A 21,198-nucleotide genomic window follows, 5' to 3' on the forward strand; every position below is an offset into this window, starting at 1 on the left:
GAGCACGGTGTTCAGGAGAGGGTGACCCCGGGTGGACCTGGCGTTCCGCATCGACCGCAGCAGTCCGGTACCGCTGTACTTCCAGCTGTCCCAGCAACTGGAGGCCGCCATCGAACGCGGCGAGCTGCTGCCCGGCACCCTCCTGGGCAACGAGATCGAGCTGGCCGGACGGCTCGGGCTCTCCCGCCCCACCGTCCGGCAGGCCATCCAGGTCCTGGTCGACAAGGGCCTGCTGGTGCGCCGCCGCGGCGTCGGCACCCAGGTGGTGCACAGCCAGATCCGGCGCCCCCTCGAACTGAGCAGCCTCTACGACGACCTGGAGACGGCGGGCCAGCGGCCCGCCACCCGGGTGCTGGCCATCGAGGAGACCGAGGCACCCGCGGAGGTCGCCGCGGCGCTCGGCATCGCCGAGGGCGCCCCCGTACGGCGCGTGGAACGGCTCCGCCTCACCCACGGCGCCGACCCCATCGCCCGGCTGCGCAACTACCTGCCGCTCGACCTGATGCCGCTCACGAAGGACGAGTTGGAGGCCACCGGCCTGTACCGGCTGATGCGCGGCGCGGGCACCACCCTGCACAGCGCCCGGCAGTCCATCGGCGCCCGGGCGGCCACCGCGGCCGAGGCGGCGATCCTGGAGGAGGAGCCGGGCGCCCCGCTGCTCACCATGCAACGCACCGCCTACGACGACACGGGGCGGGCGGTCGAGTACGGCGCGCACCTCTACCGTGCCTCGCGCTACACGTTTGAGCTGCAACTCCTCATCCGTCCCTGACGGCAGCCCTTTACGGTGATCCGTTCCTCGGGTACTTCTCCCTCATCAGGCGTCTCGCAGCGGAGAGGGGCTGAGGGCGATGCGGGCGGTGTCGTACGCGGGCGGGGCGGTGGTCCTGGGACTGCTGCTGACCGGCTGCGGAGGATCGGGCGGCGGGGCGGGGGACGGTTCGGCGCACCTCACCATCAGCGCCAACGCGGTGGCCGGCGGCAAGAACGCCGAGGAGGCCGCGTGGATCGAGGACTGGGTGATCCCCCGCTTCGAGGAGGCGCAGGCGGCGAACGGGGTCGAGGTCTCGGTCTCCTTCGAACCCAGCGGTGTCGACGACGAGCAGTACAAGACCAAGACCGCCCTGGACCTCCAGGCCGGGGCGGGCCCCGACATCATCACCCTGGACGGCATCTGGGTCGGTGAGTTCGCGCAGGCCGGCTACATCGAGCCGCTGACCGCCGGACAGCTGGAGTGGGACGGCTGGGCCCAGATCCCCGAGGCGGTACGGCAACTCGCCGGCTTCGAGGACGAGCTGTACGGCATCCCCTGGGGCACCGACGGCCGCGTCCTCTACTACAACAAGGAGCTGTTCGCCCAGGCCGGACTGCCCACCACGTGGCAGCCCACCTCGTGGGCGGAGATCCTCGACGCCGGGCGGGCACTGAGCGGCCTGGACGGCGTGATCCCGATCCAGCTCAACGGCGGCACCGCCATGGGCGAGGCGACCACCATGCAGGGCGTGCTGCCGCTGCTGGCCGGTGCCGGGGCGCAGATCCACGAGGACGGCACCTGGACGGGCGCAGGACCCGCGCTCGACCAGGTACTCGGCCTGTACGAGGAGGTGTACGGCGGCGGCCTGGGCGACCCGCTGCTCCAGCAGGAGGCGCAGGGCCGCGACAAGTCCTTCCAGCGGTTCGCCGAGGGCCGCGTCGGCATCCTCGCCGAGGGCGACTACCTGTGGCGCGGCGTGCTGGACCCGGACAGCGGCACGGCGCCGATGGCCGAGCGCGACACCGCCGTCGGCTACGCCAAGATCCCGGCCGTCACCCCGGGCGCCGGGGCCGGCGGACAGGACTTCGTCAGCATGTCGGGCGGCAGCGTCCGCGTCCTCAACCCCGCCGGAGAGGACCCCGATCTCGCCTTCGAACTCCTGGCGTTCATGAACTCGGCGGAGGCCCTCCAGGCCGCCATGAGCGGTCAGGACGCCCGCATCACCGCCCGCACCGACGTCAACGAGACGGTACTGGCGGGCGATCCGATGCTGTCCTTCGTCGCCGGCGAGGTCCTGCCGTACACCTTCTACCGCCCGCCGCTGGCCGCCTATCCGCAGGTGTCGCTGCTGTTGCAGGAGGCCACCGCCGAGGTGATCTCCGGCGGCGACCCGGCGGCGGTGGCGCAGGCGTACCAGGACGCACTCACGGGGGTCGTCGGCGGTGCCGAGCACGTCGCCGGGCGGTGACGCCGCCGGCCTCGGCCGGGGCCGCGCCGGCGCCTTCGCCGCCCCCGCACTGCTGCTGATCACCGCGTTCCTGCTGTTCCCCGCCCTGTGGACGCTCTACCTGGGCGTCACCGACTATCGGCTCACCGGACTGTCCGCCGCCGACCCGCAGAACGTCGGCCTGGACAACTTCGAACGCGCCCTGAACGAGGACCGGTTCACCGACTCTCTGTGGCTCACCCTGCAATTCGTCATCGGCTCCGCCGTCCTGGGCCAGGCACTGCTGGGCTTCGGCATCGCCTGGCTGCTGCGCCACCGCACCGGCCTGCTGCGGCGCCTGGTCGAATCACTGGTGCTGCTGGCCTGGATCCTGCCCAGCTCGGTGGTCGCGTTCCTGTGGATCGCCCTGCTGGACCGCGACGACGGCACCCTCAACGCCCTGCTCGGCACCCCCGGCACCGCCTGGCTGCTCGAACACCCCATGGCGTCCATCATCGTCTTCAACATCTGGCGCGGCACCGCCTTCTCGATGATGCTCTACGCGGCGGCCCTGGGGAACGTCCCGCCCTCGCAGCTGGAGACCGCCCGGCTGGCCGGGGCGTCCACCTGGCAGCAGCTGCGGGACGTCGTCCTGCCCCGCATCAAGGGCCACGTCCTCACCAACCTGCTGCTCATCAGCCTGTGGACCTTCAACGACTTCACCCCGTTCCTGCTCACCGGCGGCGGCCCCGACAACCGCACCGAGATCATGCCGGTGCTGCTCTACCGCACCGCCCTCCAGGGCGGCGAACTCGGCTACGGGGCGGCCCTGTCGGTGCTCATGCTGCTGGCGAACCTGGTCATCGCCCTGGTGTACGTCCGGCTGCTGCGCTCCCGGAGCAAGGAGCCCGCCGCGTGAACGAGACCGTCACCCGCACCCTGCGGACCCTCGCCCGTTACACCGCGCTCTCCGTACTGCTCGCGTTCTTCTCCCTGCCCCTGCTGTGGCTGGCATTCGCACCCTTCGACCGCACTCCCACCATCGCCGCCTCGCTGCCGTCCTTCACCCTCGACAACTTCCGGCAACTGCTCGACAACCCGAGCGCGCTGCGCTCGCTGCGCAACTCGGCGCTGCTGGCGGCCGGCACCGGCACCCTGGTGGTGGTCACCGCGGCGCTGGCCGCGTACGCCCTGAGCCGGGTGCGCCTGCCCGGCCGCGACGCGCTGCTGTACGTCCTGCTCCTGCTGTCCTCCATCGTGACCGGCACGGCCGCCATGGTGCCGCTGTTCAACCTCGCCCACGAACTGCGGCTCATCGACGCCCAGCTGGGCGTGATCCTGGTCATGGGCGGCGGACTGCTGCCCAGCGCCATCTTCATCCTCAAGGACTTCATGGACGGCACGCCCCGCTCGTACGAGGAATCCGCGCGGGTCTTCGGCGCCTCGCCGCTCCAGATCGTCCGCCACGTGGTGGTGCCCCTGGTACGCCCCGGGCTGGCCACCATCGGGGTGTGGTCGGTGGCCCAGGTGTGGGGGAACTTCCTCATCCCGTTCCTGCTGCTGCGCTCGCCGGAGAAATCCCCGGCGGCGGTCGTCATGTACACCTTCTACACCGAGGGCGGGCAGCCCGACCTCGGGCTGATCGCCACCTTCTCGCTGCTGTACTCGCTGCCGGTGGTGCTGATGTTCCTGTTCGTCAGCTCCCGCTACGGCTTCCGCTTCCACGGAGGGATCAAGAGCTGATGGCGGCCATCTCACTGACCGGGCTGACCAAGGTCTACCCCGGGGACGTCACCGCCCTGGACGCCCTGGATCTCGTGGTGCCGGACGGGGAGTTCTTCGCGCTGCTGGGCCCCTCGGGATGCGGCAAGACGACACTGCTGCGGACGATCGCCGGCCTGGAGGCCGCCACCGGCGGCACGGTGGCGATCGGCGGGCGGGACGTCACCGCGCTGCCCCCGGGCAAGCGGGACGTGGCCATGGTCTTCCAGGACTACGCGCTCTTCCCGCACATGACGGTGCGCGACAACATCGGCTATCCGCTGCGGATCAGGAAGGTGCCGGGGCCCGAGCGCGCGGCGAAGGCGGCCGAGGTCGCCGGCGAACTGGAGCTGCTGGACTACCTCGCGCGCCGCCCGGGACAGTTGTCCGGCGGCCAGCAGCAACGGGTGGCGCTGGCCCGGGCGATGGCGGTGCGCCCCAGCGTGTTCCTGTTCGACGAACCGCTGTCGAACCTGGACGCGCGGCTGCGCCTGGAGGCCCGTACCTTCCTCAAGCGGCTCCAGCGCGAACTCGGCGTCACCACTGTCTTCGTCACCCACGACCAGGCGGAGGCACTGGCCCTGGCCGACCGGATCGCCGTGCTCGAACACGGCCGCATCCGCCAACTCGGCACCCCCACCGAGGTTTTCCGCCGACCGGCCAACACCTTCGTGGCCTCGTTCATCGGCTCCACCCCGATGAATCTGCTGCCCGGCACGGTGCGCGGCGCGTGGGTGAGCGTCGCCGGGGTCCTGCTGCCGGGGCCGATGGGGGAGGGGGCCCGCCCCCTGCCGGACGGCGCCGAGGTGGTGTACGGCATCCGCCCCGAGTACCTGCGCTACACCACGCACCACGCCCCGGGGTCACTGCCCGGACGGGTCACGGTGATCGAGAACCTGGGCAGCACCCAACTCCTCACCCTGGACTCCGAGGAGGCCGGCGCCTCGCTCCAGGTGACCGTCCCGGAGGACCTCCCGGTGACGGTGGGCGAACGGGGGTACGCGATACCGCGCCCCGAACGCGTCCTGGTCTACCGCGACGGCGAACTGCTGTGAACGGGCGGTAGCACGGCGGGGGCCCGCATCCGGCGCGCGGCGGCCCGAACATGGCCCCCCTGCGCCCCCGCTCGCTCTACGGCGACGCCTGGCCCAGCAGAACCCGCTGCCCTTCCGGTCCGACCCGCACCCGGAACGCGGTCAGCGAGGGCTGTCCGGCCCCGTCCCACCACTGCCGGGCCGCCGCGACCTCGTCCCAGAGGTCGCGCGCCCCGCTCTGCCGGACCGCCCCGTCGGCGCGGACCAGGGCCCGGGACCCTCCCTCGTCCCACAGCACCAGCCGCCAGGTCCCGTGCGGGTCCGAGCCGTTCCACTTCTCGCGGTACCGCACGCCGGGCACCCGCAGCCCGATGGCGAAGGCGGCGTGTACGGAATCGAGTACGTGCTGGGGCCGCAGGGCGGTCACCGAGCCGCGTTCCTCACCGCCGCACCCGGGCTCGTTGGGAGGAGGGCGCTGCCCCCGCACCCACATGAAGTGCACGCTGTCGACGAACCGCCCCTCGGCGGTGCCGTCGTCGGCGACGCGGAGCCTGAGCAACCCGGCGTTGCACAGCGGCGTCCCCCACGGCGTCACGATCAGCGCGCCGGGCCGGCACTGTGCGACCCAGGCGTAGGGCACGCGGGCGACAGCGGCGGTGGAGGCGATCCGGTCGTACGGCGCGTGCTGGGCGCTGCCGAGTTCCCCGTCCCCGACCAGCAGCCGGGGCCGGAGCCCGACGCGATCCAGTGCGAGGGCGGCACGGTGGGCCACGGCGCCGTCGATCTCCACGGAGGTGACCTGCCCGTCCCCGACGCGGGCGCAGAGCAGCGCGGTGGACCAGCCGGACCCGGTACCCACCTCCAGCACCCGGTGGCCGGCCCGGGCGTCCAGGTGCCCGAGCATGCGGGCGACGAGCGAGGGCATGGAGACCGAACTCGTGGCCACCCCCGGCCCGCCCGGGTTCCCGTCGTCGAGCTGGGTCACCACGACGGCGTCGGAGTTGACCCGCGCCCACCATTCCCGGGGCTGTTCGTGCTGACGGACGGCCCGGTACCCGCTGGGCCCGTCCTCGGCCCAGATGGTGTCCGGTACGAAGGAGCCGCGCGGGGTGCGCAGAAACGCCCCCCGCCAGCCCGCCGCGAGATCACCGCTCTCACCCATCCGGTGGACGAGCCGCTGATACTCCGCGTCCTCGGTGTACATCACTTCTTGCCGCCTCCGGGCTGCTGCGGCCCGGCGGGCGGAACGGGACGCTTCCACTGCCCATCGGATTCCCGGGGCGACTGCTGCTGATCCCCCTCGGAACCACCCTTGCCATCACCGTGCTTACCGCTCATGACACCAACTCCCTTTCATTCTTCGCTGTCGGTGCCACCAGCATGCCCACCCGTAAATCGGCGGACTACCCACTTTCCCGTTGCGTCAAGAATCAGTCCCGGATGCGTCCCGGATGCGCCCACTGCGCGCATTCTTGGACCGCGTTGCGTGGATGGCATGTGTCGCTGGTCTCCACCGCTCAATTCCGGGGTAGTTGGTCGCGGTAGTCCGCGAGCGGCATGGCGTACTTGCGGGCGATGTCGCGATATCCCTGATAACGCTGAACGGCCTCACCCGGGAGCAACTCCGCGCCGATGAACTGCCCTGCGTCCGTATAGTGCATGCGGTAGACCTCCGCATCGTCGAACAGCCAGAAGTCGTGATCCGGCAACCCGTTGACCTCCTGATGCGCGAGGTCGATGATCCCGATGTTCTCACCGGCGGTGATGTTCCCGGGGTAGGCAGCCAGCTCGTACCGGAGGTAATCCGTGAGCGGCGAGCGGAGCACATGTACGCGTGACAGCTCTTTCCCCAAGTCGGTCATCGACCGCACCCAAGGGCTGTCGTGCCAGGAATCGCCCATCGGTTCGCCGGCCAGGAACGCCGCGAACTCCTCCTGTTCCTCTGCCACATCGTAGACGCTCAGCGTTTCCAGCCGGAAGGCCGTTCGCTGAAAGTCGCGGAACAGTCGACCGAAATCCTCGCCAGTGATCACGGGGTCCCACCTTTCAGAAGTTCAACGCGGATGGCGCTCAATGCGGACCGCATGGCGTCATCGGCCAGGGCACTGTGCTGAAATGCTTCGAATCTGGAAATATAAAGATCGACGTCACGAGGGTCGGTGACCGTGAGTTCGGCATGGATGGTCTCGACCGTAACGGTGCGATCATCCCGGATGACGAAGGAGTGATTTGCGATGTCTGTCTGCCGGGCGGAGAGAGGCACGCACCGGATGTCCACCTGAGGCAGCCGTGACAGAGAGATGATCCGTTCTAACTGCCGCGCCATGACATCGGCCTCCACGATCAGCCATCGGAGCACCGTCTCTGTGATGACGAAGGAGAACGACTTGCCCGAATCGTGGAGAACGCCCTGCCTCTCCAGCCTCGCGAGCGTGGTGCGGTGCAGGGAATCCTCGCTCAGCCCGTGACGGCTCAGAATCGCGCGCATGTATTCCGGGGTCTGAAGAAGGCCGGGGATCAGCGCGGGTTGAAACAGTCGCAGCGTTGTCATCTGAGCTTCGACGGATCTCAGCTCTTGCTGTGCCTTGTGCACCCCCGAACGCTTGAGGAGACGCCAGGCGAGCGCCTCTGTCGCCTGGGTGCGGGCAACCTCCAGATACCGGTCCCTTATGTCGCCGGTGACGCCGAGAGCGGAGAGAATGAGTTCGACATCAGCGGTACTTGGGGTGAGTCTCCCGTTCTCGATCTTGCTGAGCTTGCTCGGGGACATGACTGCGCTGCGGGCCACGGCATTGGCCTGTCTTCCCGTGGCCAGCCGCAGTTCCCGCAGCACACTCCCAAGCTGTCCGCGGTTCACTCGCCGTGCTCTGCCCACCACTCCGGGAAGGGCCGGGCATGCGCGAGGGCGGTCTCCCGATAACGGATGAACTCCTCGGCCCGGTTGTCCGGCAGTGTCTCCGCACCCAGGAAGGCGCCGGTCTCGTCGTAATTCATGATCGCGGGGCGTTCGGAGTCGAAGAACCAGAAGTCACCGACCCCGGGCAGGGGGTTGGGCCGGTCTGTCGTGTCGAGGATGAAGAACTCCTCGCCACCCGAGATGTTCGTCCGGTAACCCCAGCCCAGCTCGTACTTGAGGTAAGGCGTCAGCGGGCGGGACAGGATGTGTACGCGGTAGACCCTTCTCCCCACGCTGGTGTGGGAGCGAATCTGCTCTACCCACTCGGCGTTGTAACCCTCCGGCTGGGGCTTGCCGTCCAGGAATGCCTGGAGGTTGGCCGCGCTTCGGGGGATGTTGTACACATCCAGTGTCTCCAGCCGAAACGCCTCCCGCTGGAACGTGGCGAAGAGGTCCCCGAGGGTCTCAGATGAGCTGGTCACGAATTGCCTTTCGGATCAGGTCCACCGGGATCTCCACAACCGTCTCATGTGCCGGTAGCCGCAAGCCGTGGTCGTGGGGTGTTTCTCCCTGCACGAGCAAGGTCCCTCGGTCCGTTGCGTAGAGGGTGGGGCAGTCTCCGAGCTCGCACTCACTCACCAGCTGCGTCACACGCATTGCTATGAAAACCCCCATGTCCGTGGCGGTGCACGTCGTGTCCTGATCCTGGCAGGATCGTTACGCAGCGCACAAGGCGATGCGGTTTCCGTAACGGGAAAGTCGGGTCAGTCGGGCCCGTGCCAGCGGTGGCGTATGGCGAGGGCGGCTTGGATCTGGGGGAGGGTGGCGGGCCGGAGGGTGCCGGGTGGGGCGTGGAAGGGGAGGTCGTCGGCGACGGCCCGCAGCCGGACCAGGCGTTGCTCGCGGGCGAGGGCCGTGCCGACGCGTCGTTGCCTGGCGCACCACAGCAGGCTGCCGGGTGTGTACAGGCGTCCGGCTCCGGCCAGGGTGCGGATCAACAGGTCGGCGCCGCGAGTGGTGAGAGCCAGCGTGATGATCTGCCGCCCCTCGGGCCCGGCCGTCGTCGCACGGGCCCCGGTGAGGAGATCGGCGAGTGCGCGCGCCAGGACCGGGCCGGTGACGGGACTCCTCACCGTGCCCCCAGCCAGAGTCCGGCGGCGGTGGAGGTGAGGGAGAGAAGGCCGGAGATGGTCACCGCCGCAACGGAGTTGACGGCGATCTCGTAGCGTCGTTCATGGGTGGTCTCGCCGCCCGAACGCGGGGTGGGCGCGGGCGGTTCGAGCTCGGCGCCGCGCACCCAGCGCGCCAGCCGGGTGGCGCACGGCTCGCAGGCATGGAACGGCCGGCTGCGTCCGAACCCGACCACCGGGCCGAGCCACATCACCAGGACGCCCGAGCGTTGACACATCAGGCAGTCCCCTTCTTCCGCCCACCCGGAGATCGCATCGGTCTGCACCCAGACCTGGGGCGAGAGATTCACAGCGCGCATCGGAACCACACGATCTTCCCGGCGCAGCGGTGGGTGCGCTCGCACCCGAAGTCGTCGGCCATCTCCCGCAGCATCCACAGGCCGCGTCCGCCTTCCGCGTCCCAGTCGGGTGGATGTCCTAGGAGGACCGGGAGTTGGCGGGAGCGGTCGAAGAGCTGCACGGTGACCTCCAGTTCGATGCGGGTCATGCGCAGATAACAGCGGGGGTTCTCCACGTGCCGCGCCACGTTGGTGATCAGTTCGCTAACCCCCAGCCGCACCAACTCCACGCAGTCCCGCCCGCCGCCCCAGCCCCGCACCACCTCGGCGGCCACCGAGCGCCAGCGTTCGACCTGGACGGCACAGGCCGTTAACGACTGCCCGTACACGTTCTTGCTGTTGGTGACCTGCACCGGATTCCTCATCACACCTCCAACGTGTCTGCTGACAGGGGGCGTTGTGACGTGCGCAGGTTGAGCCACGTGCTGTAGCCGGGTGTAAGCGCAACGTCAGCGCAATCAGACTGGACTAGCCGGCGAGACTCTGCAAGGGGCTCTGTCGCAGACTTGCATCTCATTCACACGACGGAGTGAAATGCTTTCCTTTGCAGCGGGCCAGTGAGGCACACTGAGCCGAACGCACTCCGACGCAAGGGAGGTTGTCTTGGGGCAGCCAGTGACGACGGTCCGCAGGATGCGGCTGGGCATGGAGTTGCGCCGACTGCGTGAGCAGGCGGGCAAGTCGCAGTTGGAAGCCGCAGACGTCGTTGATGCGAGTGACGCGAAGATCAGCCGGGTCGAGTCGGGGAAAACCGGGATGAGCCGGCTGGAGCTGGTGGCTCTGCTCGATCTCTACGAGGTCAAGGACGAGACCCTGCGCGAAGCCCTCGTCGATCTCAACCGGAACAGCCGCAAGCGTGGTTGGTGGCAGCAGCGCAAAGATGTGCTCTCGCCGAAACTCATGGAACTGATCGAGCTTGAGTCAACGGCGAGCCAGATCTTCCAGTTCGAATCTGGCCTGATCCCGGGTCTTTTTCAGACCGAGGCTTACGCCCGCGCCGTGATCAGTGCCTCTCCGGAGCCACACGGCCCCTCAGTGGATCAAGGAGTGCAGATTCGTCTCGAACGGCAGAAGATTCTTGAGGGTTCCCAGTCGCCCCGCATCATCTGTGTCCTGGACGAAGCCGCGATCCGACGTCAGGTCGGAGGGCCGTCCGTGATGGCTGAGCAGCTTCGCAAGCTGGTCAGCATCGCCAATCCACCCCACCTGTCGATTCAGGTCATCCCGTACAGCGCGGGCGCTCACGCCAGCATGGAGGGCCCGTTCCTGCGGTTCGTGTACCCCGCACCCGCACACATGGACATTGTCTTTCTCGAACAGAAGGCGAGTAGGCTCTTCATCGAGGAAGCGGCAGGTCTGGAGCCGTACCGGATCACTGAGGAGCACCTTCGGACTCAAGCCCTTTCCTCTGCCGAGTCGATGAAATTGATCTCTGCCATCGCGGCAGAACTTGATCACGCATAGGGGAAGCCATGCGATATGACCTGCCGATAGCGGCGTGGCGCACGTCGAGCTACTCCGGCTCGGCTGGCGGAGGTTGCATCGAGACCCAGTTGACGGACGACGGCCTGGTGGCGGTCGGGGACAGCAAGGACCGCTCGCGAGGCGCGTTCGTGTTCTCGGTCGCCCAGTGGACCTCGTTCGTACACGCGACCCGGCGGGCGCAGTTCTGAGCGGCAGGCTCATGGAGACCATCGTCGGAGGGAGTCGCATGGAGCAACACACCCACGGCCCGGTCATATGGCGCCGAAGCAGTTACAGCAGCGGTAACGGCCAGTGCGTCGAGATCGCCGAGCTACCGCAGGCGTTCGCTGTCGTGGTTCGGGACAGCAAGGACACGTCCCTCCCGGGGGCGGTCCTCTCCGGTCCAGCTTGGACCGCGTTTCTGAACCACCTGAAGAGGTAGCCGCGCGGAGATGACACATGCGACATGGCTTGCCGGTAGGGCAGTGGCGCAAGTCCAGCTACAGCAGCGGTGACACGGGCGCCTGTCTGGAAACCCAGATAACTCACGACGGACTCATAGCGACCGGGGACAGCAAGGACCGTTCGCGGGGAGCGTTCGTGTTCCCCGGGGCGGCCTGGAGCGTGTTCCTCCGGCACGTCAAGGGCTGAGCCCCGCCGCGCCTGAACGGGCGGACGCCCGGCGGTCGTCGTGACCGCCGGGTCGCAACCCTGGCGTACCGCTTCGGCCGCTCGGCAACGGCGTCAGCTCATGGGGACGGCGTCGATGTCCCGGATGCTCCAGTTGGTCGCCACGGGCTGGTCGACGAGGGTGGCGGAGATCGGGAACTCCACGGCGTTGGCGCCGTCCTCGCCCAGGATGCTGATGAAGACCTGCTCGTACTCGGCGCCGTTGTCGTCGTTGGTGGTCTTCGGGTTGATGCCGGCGTAGGCGATGGTGTCGCCGGACATCTCGATGCTGTCGTCCACGGCCTGCCCGGCGGGCGAGACGTGGCTCTCCTCGGAGGAACCGAAGAACGCCATCGGGTAGGAGCCCTCCAGCGTGCAGCTGATGCCTTCCTTGGCCTGGGCCGCGACCAGGAAGTAGCCGCCGGCCTGGGACTCCTCGGTGACGGTGAAGGTCAGGTCGGTGGTGCCGCAGCCCTGGGTGACGGGCTCGCCCTCGTAGCCGCTGCCGGGCGCGTCCTCGTCGGTGGTGTCCTCGTCCGTCGCGTCATCGCTGTCCGAGCCGCCGTCCGAGCCGCCGGTGGAGGGCGCGGCCGGGGTGGCCGAGTCGTCCTCGCAGGCGGTCATGGTCGCGGTCAGGGCGACCGCCGCGGCGGCGGCCAGGACGAGGCGGGCGGGGCGGGTGGCGAGACGCGAACGCATCGGAGACTCCATCAGGTGCTGGTGTGGGGTGGTGTCGTACTGACACGGAAAACACTAGGTCAGGAGCGTTCATCAAATGATGGCGTCCATGTCCGGGTTCTGTTTCACGGCGCTGTCCCCGCGAACGCGGCGGTGGCCCTTTCGTTCATCGGGCTGCCCTTCGCGGGCAGCGCGGTCCGGCCGCGACCGCCGGGTGGCGACCACCTTGTCCCGGAGTCCGTGCGCCCATTCGAACGGGTAGAGCGGTGGCCCACGCCGATAGGGTGGGCCCTTGTGGACGCGGGGGCAGCAAACGAGATGGTGGCCGTTCCGTCGGGGCGGGTGACACTGTCGGACCGGCGGACGCGGAGCACGTGGACGGTGGAGGTCGCTCCGTTCCGGATGTCGGCGTTCCCGGTGACTCAGTCCTGGTACGCACGTGTCACGGGCCTGCGGCCCAGCAGCGTCCCAGGCGATCGGCTGCCGGTGGAGGGCGTTTCCTGGTGGGACGCGGTCCGGTTCTGCAACGCCTTGTCGGAGCGCGAGGGGCTGACTCCCGTGTACGAGCTGAGCGTTGACGACGAGCGGGCCGCCTGGGACACCTCCGCCAACGGATACCGGCTGCCGACCGAGGCCGAATGGGAGCACGCCTGTCGCGCCGGGAGCACCGGTGCCCGGTACGGCCCGCTCGACGAGGTCGCCTGGTACCAGGGCAACTCCGAGGGGCGCATCCACGCTGTCGGCGGCAGGCTGCCCAACAGCTGGGGTCTGTACGACATGCTGGGCAACGTCTGGGACTGGTGCTGGGACCTCTACGACGCCGAGGTGTACGGCACCTACCGGGTGCTGCGCGGTGGTGGGTGGGCCGACGAGCACTGGAGCTGCCGGGCGTCGGTGCGGCGGCGCAGCCACCCGACCTTCCGGATCGACGACGTGGGGTTCCGCGTCGCGCGCTCCGGCCCGCCGACCCGGCCCTAGCGGCGGCGTCCCGGCAGGGTCGCTCCACGGCGTGGTGGGTATGCGTCCCCCCGCACTGACCTCTGCGATCCCGGTGGCCCCGGGGCCCTTCCCGGGCCGGACGGTCCTCATCAGGCACGCTCGCCCCACCCGTACCGGCGGGGTGGTGCGCGGGCGGGGATCGCGGGAGTCTGGTGGCGGGAGGTGGTGTGGGGTTGAGCGAGGTGGTGCTTCGCGGCAGGTGGAGCGTTGCGGACCGGGTGGCGGGGGAGGTGCGCCGGCTGCCCTTCGAGGTGGGGGCCGGGGTGGCGGCGGTACGCGTGGAGCTGGCGTACGACCGGGACAGCGGCGGCGTGCTGGACCTCGGCTGCTGGGGGCCCGGCGGGTTCCGGGGCTGGTCGGGCGGGGCGCGCGAGAGCTTCACCGTCGCCGCCGACTGGGCGACACCGGGCTACCTGCCGGGGGAACCGGAGCCGGGGCTGTGGCACGTGCTGCTGCGGCTGCATCGCGTGCCGCCGCAGGGGGTGGCGTACACGCTGCGGGTGGTCACCACCGGGCGCCGGCCGGTGCCGCCCGCGCAGGCCGCGCCGCCGGTACCCCCCGAACGGCCGCCGCGCACGCCACTGCCCGCCGTGGACGGGATGCGCTGGCTGGCGGGGGACTTCCACGCGCACACGGTGCACAGCGACGGGGCGCTCACCGTCTCCGAACTGGCGGCGCTCGCGGTCACCCGGGGGCTCGACTTCCTCGCCGTCACCGATCACAACACCGTCTCGCACCACGCGGAGCTGGCCGCGGTGGGGGCCAGGTACGGGATCACCCTCGTGCCCGGCCAGGAGGTCACCACCGACCTCGGGCACGCCAATGTCTTCGGCGACACCGGCTGGGTCGACTTCCGGGAGCCGCCCGACACCTGGGGCGCGCAGATCGAGCGGCGAGGCGGGGTGCTCTCCGTCAACCACCCGGTGGCCACGGACTGTTCGTGGCGGCTGCCGCTCGCCCCGCGGCTGCGGTCGCGGCATGTGGAACTGTGGCATCCGACGTGGCGCGACCGCAGGTACGGGGCGCCGCTGGCATGGGCGCTGGCCTGGCGGCCCGATGTGATCGCGATCGGCGGCAGCGACTTCCACCGGCCGGGCGGTGAACGGCCACCGCCCGGGTCGCCCACCACGTGGGTGCTGGCGCGTGACAACAGTGTCCGCTCCGTCCTGGCGGGCCTCGCGGCCGGCCGTACCGCCGTCCACGCGGGCGGCCCGCGCGCCGCGCTGCTGCTGCGGACCGGCGGCGAACTGCTGGCGCTGAACGCCGCCGGAACGGTGCTGGTGCGCCCGGACGGCGGGCGCCAGGTGGTGGCGGGGGAGCGGGAGTCGCTCCCGGCGCCGCCCCCGGGTCCGGAAGAGCCCGGCGGGCCCTACCGGTTGGAGGGGCCCGGAAACGAAGTGCTGGCCCTGTGCCAGTAGGGCCGGGGACTGTGGTGTGAAGACTGTCGCCCGCTGATCACGACCGCCCGGCTCGGCGGCACCCGGCGGACATCAGCCGTCCCACCGGCGCGCCGCGCGGGCGCGTTCCGCGACGACGTGGGGAGACGCGTCCGGCCGGGCCGATCAGCCCGGTGCCCCCACCCGGTGTGAGCGGGAGTGGGGCACCGGGGCTGCCCTTACTCGTCGGAGGTGCCGGCCCGCTCGTGGGCCCGGCCGCGCAGGGTGAGCACGATGGCCGCGCCGATGGCCGCGATGACCGAGCCGAGCAGGACGGCGACCTTGACGTGTTCCATCAGGTGTGGCAGGTCGGCGAAGGCGAGTTCGGCGATCAGCAGCGAGACGGTGAAGCCGATGCCGGCCAGCATGGCGGCGCCGAAGATGTCGGGCCACTTCAGGGAGGGGTGGAGTTGCGCCTTGGTGAAGGTGGCGACCAGCCAGGTGGCGCCGAAGACACCGATGATCTTGCCCACCACCAGGCCCAGGGTCACACCGAGCGCCTCGGGCTCGTGGATCATGTCGGCGAAGGTGTCACCGGAGACCGCCACCCCGGCCGCGAACAGCGCGAACAGCGGGACGCACAGGCCCGCCGACCAGGGGTGGACGAGGTGCCCGATGTGCTCGGCGGGCGCGGTCTCCTCGCCGGGCTTGGTGGTGGTGCGCAGCAGCATGCCGATCGCGACACCGGCGATGGTGGCGTGCACGCCGCTGTTGAACATCAGGCCCCAGATCACCAGGGCGAGCGGCACGTAGATGTACCAGCCGCGTACGCCGCGGTGGTGCAGGAAGCCGAAGAGGGCGAGTCCGGCGATCGAGCCGAGCAGGAACCACAGATTCAGGTCGGAGGCGAAGAACACCGCGATGATGATGATCGCGATGAGGTCGTCGACGATGGCGAGGGTCAGCAGGAAGGTGCGCAGCGCGGAGGGCAGCTTGCGGCCGACGACGGCCAGGACGCCGAGCGCGAAGGCGATGTCGGTGGCCATCGGCACCGCCCAGCCGTCCATGGCACCGCCCTGTAGGCCGTTGACCAGCACGTAGATGAGGGCGGGGACGGCCATGCCGCCGATGGCGGCGACCACGGGGAGGGCCGCGGCGGCCGGTTTGCGCAGTTGCCCGACGACCAGTTCGCGCTTGAGTTCGACGCCCGCGATGAAGAAGAAGACGGCCAGCAGTCCGTCCGAGGCCCAGTGGCCGATGGAGAGGTTCAGGCCCAGCCAGGGGATGTCGAGGTGGTGGTCGCGTACCGAGGTGTATGTGTCGCTGACCGGGGAGTTCGCCAGGATCAGCGCCAGTGTGGCGGCGATCAGCAGCATCAGGCCGCCGGTGACCTCCAGGCGCAGGAATTCCGCGATCGAACGGCGATCTTGATCTTCCGCGTTCGGGGCGGGCGTGGTGGTCTGCGGCGGGGTCATGAAGAGAGCCTCCGGGGCTGTAAAGGGACAAATGTTTGCACATTGCCGACCAGACTTCCCGGCGCACCTGCCCGCAAAGCTAACCCAGATTCGCGAACGCCTCCACGGCGGACGTCTCCCCGGTGACGATGATCACATCGCCCGGTTCGAGTACGGTTTCCGCCGTCGCATAGGTGAAGTGCCCGCCCGGCCGCTTGACGCCGACCACCGTCACTCCGTGCCGGGAGCGCACCGCGGTGGTGCCCAGGGGCCGCCCCGTGGCGGCCGGCGGCGCCAGGGTCTTGGCCAGGGCGTAGTGCTCGTCGAAGGGGATGAAGTCCAGCATCCGCCCGGCCACCAGGTGCGCGACCCGCTCGCCCATCTCGTGCTCGGGCTGCACCACGTGGTGGGCGCCGAGCCGCTCCAGAATCCGGCCGTGCTGGTGGCTGATGGCCTTGGCCCAGATGTTCGGCACCTCGTCGTCCAGGAGATGGGAGGTGACCAGGATGCTGGCCTCCACGGCGCTGCCGATGGCGACCACGACATTGCGGAAGTCGGGGATGCCGAGCTGGCGCAGGACCTCGTGGTCGGTGCAGTCGGCGACCGCGGCGTGGGTGAGGGCGTCGCTGTGCCGCTGGACGAGCTGCTCGTCGGCGTCGACTCCGAGCACCTCCCAGCCGGTGCGCATGAGCTCTCCGGCGAGGGACATGCCGAACCGGCCGAGGCCAATGACCGCCACCCGCTGATCGGGGTGACCGCGGCGTCGTCTGGGCATCGCTGTGTTCCGTTCCGTGTGAGGGGGTGGGGAGGTCCGTGCGTGCGCACGGTGGGTGTGGGGCGGCGGGAGCGGAAGCCGGGGCCTCATCCGATGATCGGGCGTTCCTCGGGCAGCCGGTAGCGCTGCGTGCGCTGGCGCAGGGCCAGCGCGGAGGCGAGGGTGATCGGGCCCACCCGGCCGAGGAACATCAAAGCGGTGATGATCAGCTGACCGGGCCCGGCGAGTTCGCCGGTCAGCCCGGCCGTCAGGCCCACCGTGCCGAAGGCCGACACCGCTTCGAACAGCACGACCTCGGCGCGCGCGTCCACCATGGCCAGGAGCGCGATGGTGGACGCCATGACGGCGGCCACGCCCAGCAGCGCGACGGTCAGCGCCTGGCGCAGCACCTGCGGCGCCAGGCGCCGTCCGAAGATGCCCGCGCCCGGCTCGCCGCGCACTTCCGCCAGGATGGCCACTCCCAGGACGGCGAAGGTGGTGATCTTGATGCCGCCGGCCGTTCCGGCGCTGCCGCCGCCGATGAACATCAGGACGCAGGAGCCGAGCAGCGTGGCGGGTTCCATGGCGCTGACGTCGGTGGCGTTGAAGCCCGCGGTACGCAGCATCGCGGAGTGGAAGAACGCGCCCAGGGCCTTGTCCTCGCCGCCCAGCGGTCCCAGCGTGCCGGGGTTGGACCATTCGAACAGCAGGGTGAGCGCTGTCCCCGCCGCGAGCAGCGCTCCGGTCAGCCACAGGGTCAGCCGCAGGTGCAGGGACCAGGTACGGGGGGTTCTCGTCCGGCGGCGCCCGCCGCGCCACTGCCGCAGCACCTCCAGGATCACCGGGAAGCCGAGTCCGCCCAGGATCACCGCCGCGGACACCGGAAGCAGCACCCAGGGGTCGTGCGCGTAGCCGGTCAGGCTGTCGCCGTACAGCCCGAAGCCGGCGTTGTTGAAGGCCGAGACGGCGTGGAAGACCCCCGAGTACGTGGCCGATCCCGGGGACTGTCCGTGCCCGAGCCACAGGCGCAGGGCCAGGATCAGTGCCGTGACCGCCTCCACCGTGACCGTGATGAGCGCGACCCGCTTGAGCACGCCGCGCACCTGGCCCATCCCGATCTTGGACTCGGCCTGCGCCTGCAGCGTGGTCATCAGCCGCAGCCGGCCGACGACGAGGAGGGCGAGGAGCGAGGCGAGCGTCATGATGCCGAACCCGCCCGCCTGGATCAGGAAAAGAATTACCACTTCGCCGAAACCGCTCCAGTACGTTCCGGTGTCTACGACAGCGAGCCCGGTCACGCAGACGGCGGAGGTGGCGGTGAACAAGGCGGTCAGCAGGGGCGCCGCACCGTCTCCCGCGCGGGAGACCGGCAGCGCCAGCACGGTGGTGCCGACCACGATCGCGAGGGCGAATCCGAGGGCCACCATGCGTGCCGGGTGGGTGTGCACGTCCTGAACGTAACGGCGATCGATACGCCCCAGGGGTACCAAGTCAAACGATCGTCGCGTATAAATATTGTCAATATCACCATAGGGGGGTCGAAGGATGGGGGACTTCTTCACGACGGCCATGGCGTTTCCGGCCGTGATCTTCACCTTCCCTCTCGCCGTGGTGCTGCTGTACTGGATCTTCGGGGTGCTGTTCGGCGTCGGCGGCTCGGTCGCCGAGGGTGGCGACGGCGCGGGTGACGGCGACATCGGCGGCTTCGCGGGTGTCATGGCCCTGCTCGGCCTGAGCGGCGTGCCCGCCGCCATCCCGCTCTCGATGCTCATCGCCGTCGCCTGGTTCACCGCCATGGCCGGCACCGAACTGCTGGACGCCACCGCGCTGCGCGTGGCCACCCTCCCGGTCGCCCTGGTGGCCGGCTGGGGAGCCGCACGGCTGACCGTCCTGCCGCTGCGCAGGGTCTTCGCCGCCGAAACCGGCTCCCAGCACGAGGACTTCGTCGGCAAGGTGTGCGTCGTGCGCACCAGCCGCGTCACCGCCGAGTTCGGCCAGGCCGAGGTCACCGCGCACGACGGCGGCACCGCCATCGTGCAAGTACGCGCCGAAGGACCCGAGGGCGCCGACCTCGGGGCCGGCAGCCGGGCGCTGATCTTCGGCTACGAACCTGAACGTGAGTTCTTCTGGGTGGCGCCGTACGACGCCGGCCCGGCGACCGGGCATCTCGAGAACCAGTTGCCGCGCTGAGCGCGTCCCCCCTTCGACGGCATCACCTGTGAAACGGCGCCGCCGTGCGCCCTGCGGTCTTCACCGCGCCTCCTTCTTCAGCCGCACATCTTCTCGACCGACCACGAGGGGTTCACAACCGGATGGACACCATAGGAACCAGCCTCGGCGTGCTCATCGCCGCCGCGCTGATCATCGTCATCGCCGTCGTCTTCATGCTCAGCCGTCTCTTCCGCAAGGTGGAGCAGGGCAAGGCCCTGATCGTCTCCAAGGTCCGCAAGGTCGATGTCACCTTCACCGGCGCCGTGGTCCTCCCGGTCCTGCACCGGGCGGAGACCATGGACATCTCCGTGAAGGCCATCGAGATCGGGCGCACCGGGCGGGACGGCCTGATCTGCCAGGACAACATCCGCGCGGACATCCGGATCTCGTTCTTCGTGCGCGTCAACAAGACCGTGCAGGACGTCATCAAGGTGGCCCAGGCCATCGGCACCGAGCGCGCCAGCGACCGCGAGACGCTCCAGGAACTGTTCAACGCCAAGTTCTCCGAGGCGCTCAAGACCGTCGGCAAGCAGCTGGACTTCGCCGACCTGTACACCAAGCGCGACGAGTTCCGCGACCGGATCATCGCCGTCATCGGCACCGACCTCAACGGCTACAGCCTGGAGGACGCGGCGATCGACTACCTGGAGCAGACCCCGCTCGCCCAGCTCGACAAGGACAACATCCTGGACGCCCAGGGCATCCGGAAGATCACCGAGCTGACCGCGCACCAGCACGTGCTCACCAACGAGTTCCGCCGGAACGAGGAGAAGGAGATCACCCGGCAGAACGTCGACGCCCGCGAGGCCGTCCTCGAACTGGAGCGCCGCCAGGCCGACGCCGAGATCAAGCAGACCCGCGAGATCGAGACCGTACGCGCCCGCGAGGAGGCCGAGACCGCCCGCGTCCAGGCCGAGGAGCGGCTGCGCTCGCACACCGCGCACATCAAGACCGAGGAAGCCCTCGGCGTGCAGAACGAGAACCGCGAGCGCGAGATCGCCGTGGCCAAGCTCAACCGTGACCGCGTCGTGGCGATCGAGAACGAGCGCATCGAGAAGGACCGGATGCTGGAGGTCATCGCGCGCGAGCGGGAGACCGAACTCCAGCGCATCGCCAAGGACAAGGAGCTGGAGGGCGAGAAGCGGGACATCGCGGACGTGGTGCGCGAGCGCATCGCGGTCGAGAAGACCGTCGCCCAGCAGGAGGAGGAGATCAAGAAGCTGCGGGCCGTCGAGGAGGCCGAGCGCGACCGCCAGGCGCTGATCATCACCGCCGAGGCCCAGGCGCAGGAGCAGCTGGTCAAGGACATCAAGGCGGCGGAGGCGGCCGAGGCCGCGGCCGTGCACAAGGCCAAGGAAGAACTCACCCTCGCCGAGGCGCGGCTGAAGTCCGCCGACCTGGACGCGCAGGCCGCGATCCGGCTGGCCGAGGGCAAGCGTGCCGACACCTCCGCCGAGGGCCTGGCCGAGGCCGAGGTCAAGGAGCGGATGGCGGACGCCATCGCCAAGACCCGGCACGCCGAGGCCGAGGCGGCCAAGGAGATGGGCCTGGCCGAGGCCGAGGCGCTGCGCGAGAAGATGACCGCCGAGGCGGACGGTCTCAAGCTCAAGGCCGAGTCGATGGCCGCCCTGGACGCCGCCAGCCGGGAGCACGAGGAGTACCGGCTGCGCCTGGAGGCGGAGAAGGACATCCGGATCGCCGGCATCGACGTGCAGCGGCAGATCGCCGAGGCGCAGGCCACGGTGGTCGCCACCGGCCTGGAGAACGCCAAGATCGACATCGTCGGCGGGGACACCGTCTTCTTCGACAAGCTGATCGGCGCGATCTCGGCCGGCCGTGGCCTGGACGGGTTCATCAACAGCTCCGAGCACGCGCAGGCGCTGGCCGGACCGTGGCTGGACAAGGAGAACTCCACGTTCACCCAGGACATCGGCGCGATGGCCGCCGGTCTCGGCGCCGCCGGGGTGCGCGACCTGACCCTGGCCGGGCTGCTGGGCTCCCTGATCGCCGACGGCGGTGAGCACACCGGTCAGCTGCGCGGCGTGCTGAAGGCCGTCACGGCCCAGGGCCTGGGCGAGGTCCGGCTGACCGACCTGGCGAAGGTCAACGGCGCGGTCGCGCTGGACAAGTAGGGCGCGTCGTCCGACGCCGGCCCGGCCCCCCGCGGGCCGGGCCGGCGGCGGACGGACGGGGC

General features: G+C 69.9%; 26 protein-coding genes. 13 read left to right on the forward strand and 13 right to left on the reverse strand.

The features are described 5' to 3' along the window. Positions 1-31 precede the first annotated feature (31 nt). The 5 genes from H7827_RS19910 to H7827_RS19930 all read left to right on the forward strand — a co-directional run bounded on the left by H7827_RS19910 (position 32) and on the right by H7827_RS19930 (position 4,996). Positions 32-772, forward strand: a complete 741-nt coding sequence (locus H7827_RS19910; RefSeq protein WP_386537572.1) for a GntR family transcriptional regulator — start codon at positions 32-34, stop codon at positions 770-772. Between the two features lie 79 nt (positions 773-851). Next, positions 852-2,222 carry an extracellular solute-binding protein gene (locus H7827_RS19915; RefSeq protein ID WP_432746775.1) on the forward strand — a complete coding sequence of 457 codons (1,371 nt, stop codon included), beginning with the start codon at positions 852-854 and terminating at the stop codon, positions 2,220-2,222. Then, entirely contained in the window at positions 2,197-3,099 is a 903-nt protein-coding gene (locus H7827_RS19920; RefSeq protein ID WP_432746776.1) for a carbohydrate ABC transporter permease, read from the forward strand. The genes H7827_RS19915 and H7827_RS19920 overlap by 26 nt, the downstream gene beginning before the upstream one ends. Then, positions 3,096-3,923: a carbohydrate ABC transporter permease gene (locus H7827_RS19925; protein ID WP_432746777.1), complete on the forward strand. Its 828-nt coding sequence runs from the start codon at positions 3,096-3,098 to the stop codon at positions 3,921-3,923. Before H7827_RS19920 ends, H7827_RS19925 begins: the two co-directional genes overlap by 4 nt. Continuing rightward, positions 3,923-4,996 carry an ABC transporter ATP-binding protein gene (locus H7827_RS19930; protein ID WP_432746778.1) on the forward strand — a complete coding sequence of 358 codons (1,074 nt, stop codon included), beginning with the start codon at positions 3,923-3,925 and terminating at the stop codon, positions 4,994-4,996. The genes H7827_RS19925 and H7827_RS19930 overlap by 1 nt, the downstream gene beginning before the upstream one ends. A gap of 76 nt (positions 4,997-5,072) precedes the next feature. On the opposite strand, the gene H7827_RS19935 is transcribed toward H7827_RS19930, so the two are convergent. The 9 genes from H7827_RS19935 to H7827_RS19975 all read right to left on the reverse strand — a co-directional run bounded on the left by H7827_RS19935 (position 5,073) and on the right by H7827_RS19975 (position 9,764). After that, positions 5,073-6,179: a hypothetical protein gene (locus H7827_RS19935; RefSeq protein WP_432746779.1), complete on the reverse strand. Its 1,107-nt coding sequence runs from the start codon at positions 6,177-6,179 to the stop codon at positions 5,073-5,075. After that, positions 6,179-6,313 carry a hypothetical protein gene (locus H7827_RS19940; protein ID WP_262832830.1) on the reverse strand — a complete coding sequence of 45 codons (135 nt, stop codon included), beginning with the start codon at positions 6,311-6,313 and terminating at the stop codon, positions 6,179-6,181. The genes H7827_RS19935 and H7827_RS19940 overlap by 1 nt, the downstream gene beginning before the upstream one ends. A gap of 179 nt (positions 6,314-6,492) precedes the next feature. Then, positions 6,493-7,008 carry a DUF6879 family protein gene (locus tag H7827_RS19945; protein ID WP_432746780.1) on the reverse strand — a complete coding sequence of 172 codons (516 nt, stop codon included), beginning with the start codon at positions 7,006-7,008 and terminating at the stop codon, positions 6,493-6,495. After that, entirely contained in the window at positions 7,005-7,808 is an 804-nt protein-coding gene (locus H7827_RS19950) for a helix-turn-helix domain-containing protein (protein ID WP_432746781.1), read from the reverse strand. Before H7827_RS19950 ends, H7827_RS19945 begins: the two co-directional genes overlap by 4 nt. 20 nt (positions 7,809-7,828) lie before the next feature. Further along, positions 7,829-8,353, reverse strand: a complete 525-nt coding sequence (locus tag H7827_RS19955; RefSeq protein WP_432746782.1) for a DUF6879 family protein — start codon at positions 8,351-8,353, stop codon at positions 7,829-7,831. Beyond that, entirely contained in the window at positions 8,337-8,528 is a 192-nt protein-coding gene (locus tag H7827_RS19960; RefSeq protein ID WP_432746783.1) for a hypothetical protein, read from the reverse strand. The genes H7827_RS19955 and H7827_RS19960 overlap by 17 nt, the downstream gene beginning before the upstream one ends. 107 nt (positions 8,529-8,635) lie before the next feature. Continuing rightward, entirely contained in the window at positions 8,636-9,004 is a 369-nt protein-coding gene (locus H7827_RS19965) for a hypothetical protein (RefSeq protein WP_432746784.1), read from the reverse strand. After that, complete coding sequence (locus H7827_RS19970; RefSeq protein ID WP_432746785.1) at positions 9,001-9,351, reverse strand: hypothetical protein; 351 nt, start codon at positions 9,349-9,351, stop codon at positions 9,001-9,003. Before H7827_RS19970 ends, H7827_RS19965 begins: the two co-directional genes overlap by 4 nt. Then, complete coding sequence (locus tag H7827_RS19975) at positions 9,348-9,764, reverse strand: ATP-binding protein (protein WP_364239940.1); 417 nt, start codon at positions 9,762-9,764, stop codon at positions 9,348-9,350. The genes H7827_RS19970 and H7827_RS19975 overlap by 4 nt, the downstream gene beginning before the upstream one ends. 268 nt (positions 9,765-10,032) lie before the next feature. On the opposite strand from H7827_RS19975, the gene H7827_RS19980 reads away from it, so the two are divergent. Genes H7827_RS19980 through H7827_RS19995 form a run of 4 tightly spaced genes read left to right on the forward strand, consistent with a single transcriptional unit; the run spans position 10,033 to position 11,514 of the window. After that, positions 10,033-10,863, forward strand: coding sequence for a helix-turn-helix domain-containing protein (locus tag H7827_RS19980; RefSeq protein ID WP_364239942.1), 831 nt, complete (start codon positions 10,033-10,035; stop codon positions 10,861-10,863). A gap of 8 nt (positions 10,864-10,871) precedes the next feature. After that, positions 10,872-11,072, forward strand: a complete 201-nt coding sequence (locus H7827_RS19985; protein ID WP_432746786.1) for a DUF397 domain-containing protein — start codon at positions 10,872-10,874, stop codon at positions 11,070-11,072. Between the two features lie 38 nt (positions 11,073-11,110). Next, positions 11,111-11,305: a DUF397 domain-containing protein gene (locus H7827_RS19990; protein ID WP_432746787.1), complete on the forward strand. Its 195-nt coding sequence runs from the start codon at positions 11,111-11,113 to the stop codon at positions 11,303-11,305. A gap of 17 nt (positions 11,306-11,322) precedes the next feature. After that, the gene (locus tag H7827_RS19995; RefSeq protein ID WP_432746788.1) at positions 11,323-11,514 is read left to right on the forward strand and encodes a DUF397 domain-containing protein; all 192 of its coding nucleotides are present in this window, start codon (positions 11,323-11,325) and stop codon (positions 11,512-11,514) included. 93 nt (positions 11,515-11,607) lie between these two features. Here the strand turns inward: H7827_RS19995 and H7827_RS20000 are convergent, their stop codons facing one another. Continuing rightward, entirely contained in the window at positions 11,608-12,231 is a 624-nt protein-coding gene (locus tag H7827_RS20000) for a hypothetical protein (protein ID WP_432746789.1), read from the reverse strand. 297 nt (positions 12,232-12,528) lie between these two features. Between H7827_RS20000 and H7827_RS20005 the strand changes: the two genes are divergently transcribed. Together H7827_RS20005 and H7827_RS20010 are read left to right on the forward strand one after the other, a co-directional pair. Further along, positions 12,529-13,188 (forward strand): formylglycine-generating enzyme family protein, encoded by a 660-nt coding sequence (locus H7827_RS20005; RefSeq protein WP_432746790.1) that lies wholly within the window; start codon positions 12,529-12,531, stop codon positions 13,186-13,188. Between the two features lie 188 nt (positions 13,189-13,376). Beyond that, positions 13,377-14,627, forward strand: a complete 1,251-nt coding sequence (locus H7827_RS20010) for a CehA/McbA family metallohydrolase (protein WP_386537522.1) — start codon at positions 13,377-13,379, stop codon at positions 14,625-14,627. Between the two features lie 197 nt (positions 14,628-14,824). Here the strand turns inward: H7827_RS20010 and nhaA are convergent, their stop codons facing one another. The 3 genes from nhaA to H7827_RS20025 all read right to left on the reverse strand — a co-directional run bounded on the left by nhaA (position 14,825) and on the right by H7827_RS20025 (position 18,241). Beyond that, positions 14,825-16,060: a Na+/H+ antiporter NhaA gene (nhaA, locus tag H7827_RS20015; protein ID WP_364239951.1), complete on the reverse strand. Its 1,236-nt coding sequence runs from the start codon at positions 16,058-16,060 to the stop codon at positions 14,825-14,827. A gap of 79 nt (positions 16,061-16,139) precedes the next feature. After that, entirely contained in the window at positions 16,140-16,814 is a 675-nt protein-coding gene (locus H7827_RS20020) for a potassium channel family protein (protein WP_432746791.1), read from the reverse strand. Positions 16,815-16,900: 86 nt separating this feature from the next. Further along, positions 16,901-18,241, reverse strand: a complete 1,341-nt coding sequence (locus tag H7827_RS20025; RefSeq protein WP_432746792.1) for a TrkH family potassium uptake protein — start codon at positions 18,239-18,241, stop codon at positions 16,901-16,903. A 97-nt stretch (positions 18,242-18,338) separates the two neighbouring features. Between H7827_RS20025 and H7827_RS20030 the strand changes: the two genes are divergently transcribed. Beyond that, positions 18,339-18,983 carry a hypothetical protein gene (locus H7827_RS20030; protein WP_375878212.1) on the forward strand — a complete coding sequence of 215 codons (645 nt, stop codon included), beginning with the start codon at positions 18,339-18,341 and terminating at the stop codon, positions 18,981-18,983. Positions 18,984-19,105: 122 nt separating this feature from the next. After that, entirely contained in the window at positions 19,106-21,136 is a 2,031-nt protein-coding gene (locus H7827_RS20035) for an SPFH domain-containing protein (RefSeq protein WP_432746793.1), read from the forward strand. Positions 21,137-21,198: the final 62 nt, after the last annotated feature.

The organism is Streptomyces sp. JH002 (assembly GCF_050916115.1).
GTDB lineage: Bacteria > Actinomycetota > Actinomycetes > Streptomycetales > Streptomycetaceae > Streptomyces > Streptomyces xiamenensis.